The sequence below is a fragment of the Pseudomonas sp. CFBP 13710 genome, from assembly GCF_014842235.1.
GTDB classification, from domain to species: domain Bacteria; phylum Pseudomonadota; class Gammaproteobacteria; order Pseudomonadales; family Pseudomonadaceae; genus Aquipseudomonas; species Aquipseudomonas baltica.
On record NZ_JACYVJ010000012.1, the window covers coordinates 95,144 to 103,935 of the forward strand.

General features: G+C 61.5%; 10 protein-coding genes. 4 read left to right on the forward strand and 6 right to left on the reverse strand.

The genetic code is table 11. The features are described 5' to 3' along the window. The first annotated feature begins 115 nt into the window (after positions 1–115). Positions 116–538 (forward strand): OsmC family protein, encoded by a 423-nt coding sequence (locus IFT44_RS19250; protein WP_122477181.1) that lies wholly within the window; start codon positions 116–118, stop codon positions 536–538. Positions 539–587: 49 nt separating this feature from the next. Here the strand turns inward: IFT44_RS19250 and coq7 are convergent, their stop codons facing one another. The 4 genes from coq7 to hemJ all read right to left on the reverse strand — a co-directional run bounded on the left by coq7 (position 588) and on the right by hemJ (position 3,016). Beyond that, a complete protein-coding gene (coq7, locus tag IFT44_RS19255; protein ID WP_122714957.1) occupies positions 588–1,235 on the reverse strand; it encodes a 2-polyprenyl-3-methyl-6-methoxy-1,4-benzoquinone monooxygenase in 648 nt (215 codons plus the stop codon). A 78-nt stretch (positions 1,236–1,313) separates the two neighbouring features. Continuing rightward, complete coding sequence (locus IFT44_RS19260; RefSeq protein ID WP_043192498.1) at positions 1,314–1,652, reverse strand: histidine triad nucleotide-binding protein; 339 nt, start codon at positions 1,650–1,652, stop codon at positions 1,314–1,316. A 69-nt stretch (positions 1,653–1,721) separates the two neighbouring features. Beyond that, on the reverse strand, positions 1,722–2,495 hold the full coding sequence (locus tag IFT44_RS19265) for an SDR family NAD(P)-dependent oxidoreductase (protein ID WP_192056428.1): 774 nt from the start codon (positions 2,493–2,495) through the stop codon (positions 1,722–1,724). A 95-nt stretch (positions 2,496–2,590) separates the two neighbouring features. Beyond that, on the reverse strand, positions 2,591–3,016 hold the full coding sequence (gene hemJ / locus IFT44_RS19270) for a protoporphyrinogen oxidase HemJ (RefSeq protein ID WP_122477187.1): 426 nt from the start codon (positions 3,014–3,016) through the stop codon (positions 2,591–2,593). A gap of 135 nt (positions 3,017–3,151) precedes the next feature. Between hemJ and argC the strand changes: the two genes are divergently transcribed. Then, positions 3,152–4,186, forward strand: coding sequence for an N-acetyl-gamma-glutamyl-phosphate reductase (gene argC, locus IFT44_RS19275; RefSeq protein WP_192138246.1), 1,035 nt, complete (start codon positions 3,152–3,154; stop codon positions 4,184–4,186). 140 nt (positions 4,187–4,326) lie between these two features. Next, on the forward strand, positions 4,327–4,677 hold the full coding sequence (erpA, locus tag IFT44_RS19280) for an iron-sulfur cluster insertion protein ErpA (RefSeq protein ID WP_122477191.1): 351 nt from the start codon (positions 4,327–4,329) through the stop codon (positions 4,675–4,677). 59 nt (positions 4,678–4,736) lie between these two features. Here the strand turns inward: erpA and IFT44_RS19285 are convergent, their stop codons facing one another. Continuing rightward, positions 4,737–5,828 (reverse strand): anhydro-N-acetylmuramic acid kinase, encoded by a 1,092-nt coding sequence (locus IFT44_RS19285; RefSeq protein ID WP_192138248.1) that lies wholly within the window; start codon positions 5,826–5,828, stop codon positions 4,737–4,739. 3 nt (positions 5,829–5,831) lie between these two features. After that, positions 5,832–7,295: a peptidoglycan DD-metalloendopeptidase family protein gene (locus tag IFT44_RS19290; protein ID WP_192176437.1), complete on the reverse strand. Its 1,464-nt coding sequence runs from the start codon at positions 7,293–7,295 to the stop codon at positions 5,832–5,834. Positions 7,296–7,504: 209 nt separating this feature from the next. On the opposite strand from IFT44_RS19290, the gene tyrS reads away from it, so the two are divergent. Then, positions 7,505–8,704, forward strand: a complete 1,200-nt coding sequence (gene tyrS, locus IFT44_RS19295; protein ID WP_192056420.1) for a tyrosine--tRNA ligase — start codon at positions 7,505–7,507, stop codon at positions 8,702–8,704. The last annotated feature ends 88 nt before the right edge of the window (positions 8,705–8,792 follow it).

Here is an 8,792-nt window from a genome sequence, read left to right on the forward strand (position 1 = left end):
GAGTCACACGCCATTTAGACGGCGAGACAGGCGCTTCGGCCGATCCTGCCTCATCAATCGTTACAACTGCGCTGTGTTAAGCTCACCCGCTTTATGAACACGGGAGTCCGGAAAGATGAAGGCGCGTATTCAATGGGCCGGCGAGGCCATGTTTCTGGGCGAGTCAGGCAGCGGCCATGTCGTGGTCATGGACGGGCCTCCCGAAAGCGGCGGTCGCAACCTGGGCGTGCGCCCCATGGAAATGTTGCTGCTGGGCCTGGGCGGCTGCAGCAACTATGACGTGGTCAGCATTCTCAAGAAATCGCGGCAACCCATCGAAAGCTGCGAGGCCTTTCTGGAAGCCGAACGCGCCAGCGAAGACCCCAAGGTCTTCACCAAGATCCACCTGCATTTCGTGGTCAAGGGCCGCGGTTTGAAAGAGGCCCAGGTCAAGCGTGCGGTGGAACTCTCGGCAGAGAAGTACTGCTCGGCATCCATCATGCTGGGACGCGCCGGCGTCGAGATTACCCATGACTACGAGATCGTCGAGCTGGGGTGAATGAAAAAGGGCGCTCACCGAGCGCCCTTTCTGCATGCCCCATGCGCATTCAGATGCGATAGGTGCTCTTGGTCATGACCTTGGCCAGCAAACTCATGCCAAAGCGTATCGGTGCCGGAAACCTGGCTCCGCCGGCGTCGAGCGCCGATTCGGCGTGGGCCTGCTCATCACTGCGCATCTGCGCCAGGATCGCCCGCGATTTCACGTCCTCGGCAGGCAGTTGCAGCAGATGCTCGTCGAGGTGCTTGACCACCTGGTGCTCGGTGGCTGCCACGAAGCCCAGGCTCACACGGTCACTGATAATCCCTGCGGCTGCACCGATACCGAACGACATCCCATAGAACAGCGGATTGAGCACACTGGTATGGCTGCCCAATTGACGAATGCGCTGCTCGCACCAGGCCAGGTGATCCACTTCCTCTTCTGCTGCATGCTCCATGGCCTTGCGCACCTGGGGCAGCTTCGCGGTCAGTGCCTGGCCTTGGTACAGTGCCTGCGCGCAGACCTCACCGGTGTGATTGATGCGCATCAGTCCGGCCACGTGCCGGCTCTGTTGCTTGTCCATCGTCACCTCGGGCTGGACGACGGCCGGCGACGGTCGCGACGGATGGCCGCTGAACGGCAGCAGGGTGCGCATGGCCGTGTCGGCCTGCAGCAACAATCGGTCAATCGGCGAGTAGTGACGCTGGGTAGCCATGGGCACCTCCGTTGAAATCTTGCCTGCATGTTGGCGCACGAGCGCGCAGCACTGGGCTGCGGCTCGAATGAATGCCGGTCAGCCGGGCGGCCAGTTCATCTGGCGCTGCCCCAGCACATGCATGTGTATGTGGTAGACGGTCTGACCGCCCAGTTCGTTGCAGTTCATCACCACCCGGAAACCTTCTTCGCAACCCAGCTCCTTGGCCAGGCGCTGGGCGGTGAACAGAATGTGCCCTGCCAGGCCCTTGTCGTCTTCGGTCAGGTCGTTGAGCGTACGAATGGCCTTTTTCGGGATGACCAGGAAATGCACCGGAGCCTGGGGCGCAATATCGTGGAAGGCCAACACCTGGTCGTCCTCGTAGATGATCCTGGCCGGAATCTCCCGGTTGATGATCTTGGTAAACAGAGTATCCACAATGCATCTCCATGGCGGTCGAAGGGTCAGTGTACTGAGGCTTGCGTCCAGCGCCCAGTGTTGCCTGCTTCAATGCGGGGCATAGGCCTTGTTGATCCACCCGGCCAATCTCCGCGTCAGCCAGCGCGGGAACAGGCGTGGAGCCCTTGCCAGCCAGCCATTGCGCCGTCCGGGTACGATCACCGCGCGATCGCGGGCGAGCGCGCGCACGGTCTGCAAGGCGACCTGCTCGGCGTCCAGCACCAGCGAGCTGCCCGCCAGGCGCGGAATTCGCCGTTGGCTTGCGCGTACGGGGCCCGGACACAGCACCGAGACCCTCACCCCGGTCTGCTTGAGTTCCTCGCGCAACCCTTCGGAAAAATGCAGGACATAGGCCTTGCTGGCCGCATAGCTGCTCATCCATGGGCCGGGTTGAAACGCGGCCAGCGAGGCTACATTGAGAATCTGCCCACCGCCCTGCACGGCCATGGCGTTGCCCAGGGCATGGCAGAGGCGGGTCAGGGCCAGAATGTTCAGTTCGATCAGGTCCTGTTCCTGGCTCCAGTCCTGGGCAAGAAAGTGCCCATGGGAGCGCACGGCGGCACAGTTCACCAGCAGGTCGATCTGACGTTCGCTTTCCTCGAGCTCCAGCAGGAAGCCGGATAGCCGCAATGGCTCGCCGAGGTCACAGGCACGAAACAGTACTTCCACACCAAAGCGCTGGGTCAGTTCAGCGGCAATGATTTCCAGCGGGTCACGGTGGCGCGCCACCAGCAGCAGGCTGCGTCCGCGCCTGGCCAGGGCTTCGGCCATGGCCAGGCCCAGGCCTGCCGACGCGCCTGTGATCATGGCATAACGGGTCATCGAATTCTCCATACCCGCGCCAGGCAAGCTGGCGCGATTTCATATGGACAGTCTACAGGGCGCACCGGCTTTGAGCGCGTTGCTTGTGCGCAGGATCAGAATGGCTTGACCACCACCAGAATCACCACGGCCAGCAGCACCAGCACCGGAATTTCGTTGAACCAGCGGAAAAACACATGGCTGCGCTTGTTTTCGCCCCGCGCGAAACGCTTCATCTGCGCGCCGCATACGTGGTGATAGCCGGTCAACAAGATGACCAGGGTCAGCTTGGCATGCATCCACCCCTGGCTCATCCAGCCCGGCGACAGCGCGATCAGCCAGATGCCGAAGATGAACGTGGCGATCATCGCCGGCGTCATGATCCCGCGGTACAGCTTGCGCTCCATGACGGCGAAGCGTTCGCGGCTGACGGTGTCCTCGCTCTGGGCGTGGTAGACGAACAGGCGCGGCAGGTAGAACAACCCGGCAAACCAGCAGACAACGCTGACGATGTGCAGGGCCTTGATCCATAGATAAAGCATTTCCAGTTATTCCCAGGTTCACGGTAGCGTCGATAGTAGAGTCTGCCAGCGCTCACGTCATCTCAACGGTTGTTACACAGACGCAGGCCCCCTATCATCGAAGGCTTTCCAGTCGCATCGTGAAGAGGGCATTTTATGGTCAAGGTCGGTATCGTCGGCGGCACGGGTTATACCGGGGTCGAACTACTGCGTCTGCTGGCGCAGCATCCGCAGGCGCAGGTAGAGGTCATTACCTCCCGATCCGAGGCTGGCCTGCCCGTTGCCGACCTGTACCCCAACCTGCGAGGCCACTACGACGGCCTGGCGTTCAGCGTCCCTGACATCAAGACGTTGGGTGCTTGCGACGTGGTGTTCTTCGCCACGCCCCATGGCGTCGCCCATGCCCTGGCCGGTGAGCTGCTCGCGGCGGGAACCAGGATCATCGACCTGTCCGCCGACTTCCGTCTGCAGGATGCCGATGAATGGGCCAAATGGTACGGCCAGCCCCATGGTGCACCCGAGCTGCTGGTCGACGCTGTCTACGGCTTGCCCGAGGTCAACCGCGAGCAGATCCGCCAGGCGCGTCTGATCGCCGTGCCGGGTTGCTATCCCACGGCCACCCAGCTGGGTTTCCTGCCGCTGCTCGAGGCCGGCCTGGCCGACAACACGCGCCTGATCGCCGACTGCAAGTCGGGTGTCAGCGGCGCGGGTCGTGGCGCCAGCGTAGGCTCGCTGTTCTGCGAGGCGGGTGAAAGCATGAAGGCCTACGCAGTCAAGGGGCATCGCCATCTGCCTGAAATCACCCAGGGCCTGCGTCGCGCGGCTGGCGGCGAAGTGGGCCTGACCTTCGTTCCCCATCTCACTCCAATGATCCGTGGCATTCACTCCACGCTGTACGCCACCGTCGTCGACAAATCGGTCGATCTGCAGGCGTTGTACGAGGCGCGTTATGCCGACGAGCCGTTCGTCGATGTCATGCCGGCCGGCAGCCACCCCGAGACCCGCAGCGTACGCGGCGCCAATGTCTGCCGGATCGCCGTGCATCGCCCACAGGGCGGTGATCTGGTCGTCGTGCTTTCGGTCATCGACAACCTGGTCAAGGGGGCGTCGGGCCAGGCCGTACAGAACATGAACATCCTGTTCGGCCTGGACGAGCGCTTCGGTCTGTCTCACGCCGGCATGCTGCCCTGACGCTTGCCGCAGTGGTTTCCAGAGGCCCGCTTGCGGGCCTCTTTGCGTTTGCCACTGGCTAATTCTTGACCATTTTCGTAGGAGAAGCGGATAATGCCGCCATTGAGCATTATGACGGCGTACGCCGGGAGAACTTCTACATGAGCGTCGAATCCTTTACCCCCATGGCTTTGCAATTCACCCAAGGGGCCGCCATCAAGGTCAAGAACCTGGTCGACGAAGAGGGTAATGATCGCCTCAAGCTGCGCGTCTTCGTCACCGGTGGCGGCTGCTCGGGCTTCCAGTATGGCTTCACCTTCGATGAAGACGTTGCCGAAGACGACACCATCGTCGAGCGCGAAGGCGTCAGCCTGGTGGTCGATCCCATGAGCTTCCAGTACCTGGCCGGCGCGCAGGTGGATTACCAGGAAGGTCTGGAAGGTTCGCGGTTCGTCATCAACAACCCGAACGCCAGCACCACTTGCGGTTGCGGTCAGTCCTTCTCGATCTGATCCAGCGCCAACAAAAACGCCGCGCATCTGCGCGGCGTTTTCGTTTCAGGCGTCAGGCTTCAAGCCGGGTATATAGCGCCCAGTACTCGCAGGCCGCGTGCGCCAGTCACGCTCGGCCGATTGGCGGCTATGCCCTGCAGGCAGCAATCGGCCAGCCAGGCGAACGCCATTGCCTCGACCCAGTCCGGGTCGACACCGGCTTTCGCCGTACTGGCCACCTGAGTGTCTGGCAACAAGGCTTGCAGGCGCGTCATCAGCGTCTGGTTGTGCGCGCCGCCGCCACAGACCAGCAGCGCATGGGTGGTCGGCTGGGCGACACGCAGCGACTGTACGGTACTCTGCGCGGTCAGCTCGAGAAGCGTTGCCTGAACGTCGGCATCGGCGAGCGCGGGCCGCGCCTCCAGGTGTCGCTGCAGCCACCCCAGATTGAACACCTCGCGGCCCGTGCTTTTCGGTCCGCTGCCAGCGAAGAACGGGTCGCCCAGCAGCGCGCCGAGCAAATGCGGCTGTAGCGTGCCGGTTGCTGCCCAGGCGCCACCCTGGTCATAGTCCAGGCCGCGCTTGAGCTGAATCCAGGCATCCATCAGCACATTGCCAGGTCCGCAATCGAAACCGCTGACCGGCGTATTCCCGCCAATCAGGCTGAGGTTGCTGAAACCACCCACGTTGAGCACCGCACGCGCCTCGCCTTCGGCGCCGAACAGGGCCTCGTGGAAAGCCGGCACCAGGGGAGCACCTTGACCACCGGCTGCGACATCGCGGCGGCGAAAATCGCCTACCACGGTGATCTGGGTCAGTTCTGCCAGCAGGGCAGGGTTGCCAATCTGCACGGTGAAGCCACGGGCAGGCTCGTGGCGAACGGTCTGGCCGTGGCTGCCGATGGCACGGATGTCTGCAGGGGCCAGTTGCTGTGCGGTGAGCAAGGCCGATATGCCATCAGCCGCCAACGCGACCCACTGGTTTTCCGCCAGAGCGGCCCGGGCTATCTCATCCGGCCCGCTGGCGCACAGTTCCAGCAGTTGCTGGCGCAGCGCTTCGGGCATAGGCACGTAGTGTGTCGCGACCAGCCGAGTCGAGCGGTCCTGCTCGATCAGGGCAATGTCCAGCCCGTCCAGGCTGGTGCCGGACATTACCCCCAGGTAGTAAGTCATGACTCAGCGCTTGCTCGCCAACAGCGTCGTCCGCTCAGCGTCCATCTTCGCCATCAACGGCTGGCTCAGCTGGTTGAAACGCTGTTTTTCGGCCTTGGCAATCGGGTCGGCCATCGGCAGCTTCTGGCCCAGTGGGTCAACATGGACACCATTGACCTGGAACTCGTAGTGCAAGTGCGGGCCCGTGGACAAACCGGTGGTGCCGATGTAGCCGATGACCTGGCCTTGCTTGACGCTGCCGCCGGTCTTGATGCCCTTGGCAAAGCCCTGCATGTGCCCGTACAGCGTGGTGTAGCTGTTGCCGTGCTGGATGATCACGGTATTGCCGTAGCCACCGCGGCGGCCGGCCAGCGTTACCTTGCCATCACCGGCGGCTTTGATCGGCGTGCCCCGTGGCGCTGCATAATCGACACCCTTGTGCGCGCGAATCTTGTTCAGGATCGGATGCTTGCGGCCCATCGAGAAGCGCGAGCTGATGCGGGCAAAGTCCACCGGTGTACGAATGAACGCCTTGCGCATGCTGTTGCCATCGGCGGTGTAGTAGTTGCTGTTGCCTTGCTTGTTGGTGTACCGGACTGCGGTATAGGTCTTGCCGCGGTTGGTAAAGCGCGCGGCCAGGATGCCGCCAGTGCCGATCACCTTGCCGTTGAGCACACGCTGCTCGTAGACGATATCGAACTCATCGCCCTGGCGAATATCCTGAGCGAAGTCCACGTCGTAGCCGAAGATGCTGGCCATGTCCATGGTCTGGCTGTGGGACAGTCCAGCGCGCGCCGCAGATTGCGACAGGGAGTTCTTGATGACTCCGTGCGCATAGGCTTCGCGCGTCACTGGCTTGCTGGTTTCACGCTCGAATGCGAAACCATTGCCGGCCTTGGTCAGGCGGATGGTGTCCAGCTCGCTGACTTTGCTGTGCAGGCCCAGCAGATCGCCTTCCGGCGACAGCTCGAACTCCAGCAGTTGCCCACGCTTGAGCTGGGTGAACTGCTTGGCCTTCTTGTCAGTGCCTACCACTTGGGCGGCGGTGGAAGCTGGCAGGCCAACCTTTTCGAACAGCGTGGAGAGCGTGTCGCCCTTGGCCACAACGACTTGACGGTGCGAAGGCTCTTTCTTGACCGCTGCGACGTCCTTGGCGACAGTCGCTTCCTTGCTTGCAGCTGCCTGAGAAGTAGCCGGCGCAGCTGGCTGTGCAGCCTGCTCGGTGTCTGTCGAATCGCTGGTCTCGATCTGGGCGAATGGCGCGGGAGCAGCCTGCTCGGCGATCGGGGCTACCGGAGTGTCCTGTTCGGCGTCCTTGAGCTGTTCTGCGGGAGCCGGCATTTCCAGGCTCATGGTGGTGCGCTTTGCTTCCACATCACTGGAGGGGAATACCAGCAAGGCAAGGCTGAGGAGGGCGGCTATGCCGCTGGCAGCCACAAGGTGGCTTTTCGGATAAAGCGGCGGCGCTTTAGGCGGTTGCTTGGTCATAGGTGATTTTTTGACTTTTGAAGATGGAAAGATGAGATGAATGACATGATGAAGATGAAATAACTGTATAAAATATAACCAAAACCCCTCTAAAGCAAGCTCGCAGACGTTTGCTTGGCGCCAATGAGTCACATCTGTGCTCGCGCCTTGTATTTGACCCGTGATCTTGTATCGTTGGGCCCTTTGAATCCGAGCGTTGTAGGACCTATATGAAGTCTGTTGAAGAGCAGCTGGCGCTGATCAAGCGCGGCACGGAAGAGGTGCTGGTCGAATCCGAACTGGTCGAGAAGCTCAAGCGCGGTCAGCCGCTGCGTATCAAGGCAGGCTTCGACCCCACCGCTCCGGATCTGCACCTGGGTCACACGGTGCTGATCAACAAGCTTCGGCAGTTCCAGGAGCTGGGTCACCAGGTCATCTTCCTTATAGGTGACTTCACGGGCTCCATCGGTGATCCCAGTGGCAAGAGCGCCACGCGCCCGCCCTTGACCCGTGAGCAGGTGCTCGAGAATGCCGAAACCTACAAGGCCCAGGTGTTCAAGATCCTTGACCCGGCCAAAACCGAGGTGGCGTTCAACTCTACCTGGATGGACGTCCTCAGCCCGGCCGATTTCATTCGCCTGGCTTCGCAGTACACCGTGGCGCGCATGCTCGAGCGTGACGACTTCAGCAAGCGCTACACCAGCAACCAGCCGATCGCCATCCACGAGTTCCTCTATCCACTGGTTCAGGGTTATGACTCTGTCGCCCTGCGCGCAGACGTCGAGCTGGGCGGTACCGACCAGAAATTCAACTTGTTGATGGGGCGCGAGTTGCAGCGCGCCTATGGTCAGGAAGCTCAGTGCATCGTCACCCTGCCGTTGCTGGAAGGCTTGGACGGCGTGAAGAAGATGTCCAAGTCGCTGGGTAACTACGTCGGCATCCAGGAAGCGCCCGGCATCATGTACAGCAAGCTGGTCTCCATCCCGGATGCGTTGATGTGGCGTTACTTCGAACTGCTCAGCTTTCGCAGCATGGACGAGATCGAAGCGTTCAAGGCTGACGTGGAGGCCGGCGCCAATCCTCGTGACATCAAGATCAAGCTCGCCGAAGAAATCGTCGCGCGATTCCATGGCGAGGAAGCCGCCCAAAGCGCGCACAAGGCTGCGGGCAATCGCATGAAGGAGGGCGAGTTGCCGGAGGATCTGCCGGAAATGGATATCGCAGGCGCGGAAGATATGCCCATTGCCGCTATCCTTAATAAAGCAGGGATGGTCAAGAACGCCGCGGGCGCTCGCGATCTACTTAATGCCGGAAGTGTTCGTGTCGATGGCGTCGTGGTAGATCGGGCATTCGTCTTCACACTGGGTGCGACCCATATAGTGCAGGCCGGGAAGAAGGCTTTTGCCCGCATTACGCTAAAAAACGAATAATCCGAAACAAGGGCTTGACGGCGAACTTCAAGTGTCTATAATTCGCCCCACTTCCGGCGCAGCCGAAACGATAAACTCCTTGTTAATC

What these genes read in the sequence shown, in the direction of transcription:
- IFT44_RS19250 (WP_122477181.1), top strand. Translation starts at nt 116, where the DNA reads ATGAAGGCGCGTATTCAATGGGCCGGCGAGGCCATGTTTCTGGGCGAG.
- coq7 (WP_122714957.1), bottom strand. Translation starts at nt 1,235, where the DNA reads ATGGCTACCCAGCGTCACTACTCGCCGATTGACCGATTGTTGCTGCAG.
- IFT44_RS19265 (WP_192056428.1), bottom strand. Translation starts at nt 2,495, where the DNA reads ATGACCCGTTATGCCATGATCACAGGCGCGTCGGCAGGCCTGGGCCTG.
- hemJ (WP_122477187.1), bottom strand. Translation starts at nt 3,016, where the DNA reads ATGCTTTATCTATGGATCAAGGCCCTGCACATCGTCAGCGTTGTCTGC.
- argC (WP_192138246.1), top strand. Translation starts at nt 3,152, where the DNA reads ATGGTCAAGGTCGGTATCGTCGGCGGCACGGGTTATACCGGGGTCGAA.
- erpA (WP_122477191.1), top strand. Translation starts at nt 4,327, where the DNA reads ATGAGCGTCGAATCCTTTACCCCCATGGCTTTGCAATTCACCCAAGGG.
- IFT44_RS19285 (WP_192138248.1), bottom strand. Translation starts at nt 5,828, where the DNA reads ATGACTTACTACCTGGGGGTAATGTCCGGCACCAGCCTGGACGGGCTG.
- IFT44_RS19290 (WP_192176437.1), bottom strand. Translation starts at nt 7,295, where the DNA reads ATGACCAAGCAACCGCCTAAAGCGCCGCCGCTTTATCCGAAAAGCCAC.
- tyrS (WP_192056420.1), top strand. Translation starts at nt 7,505, where the DNA reads ATGAAGTCTGTTGAAGAGCAGCTGGCGCTGATCAAGCGCGGCACGGAA.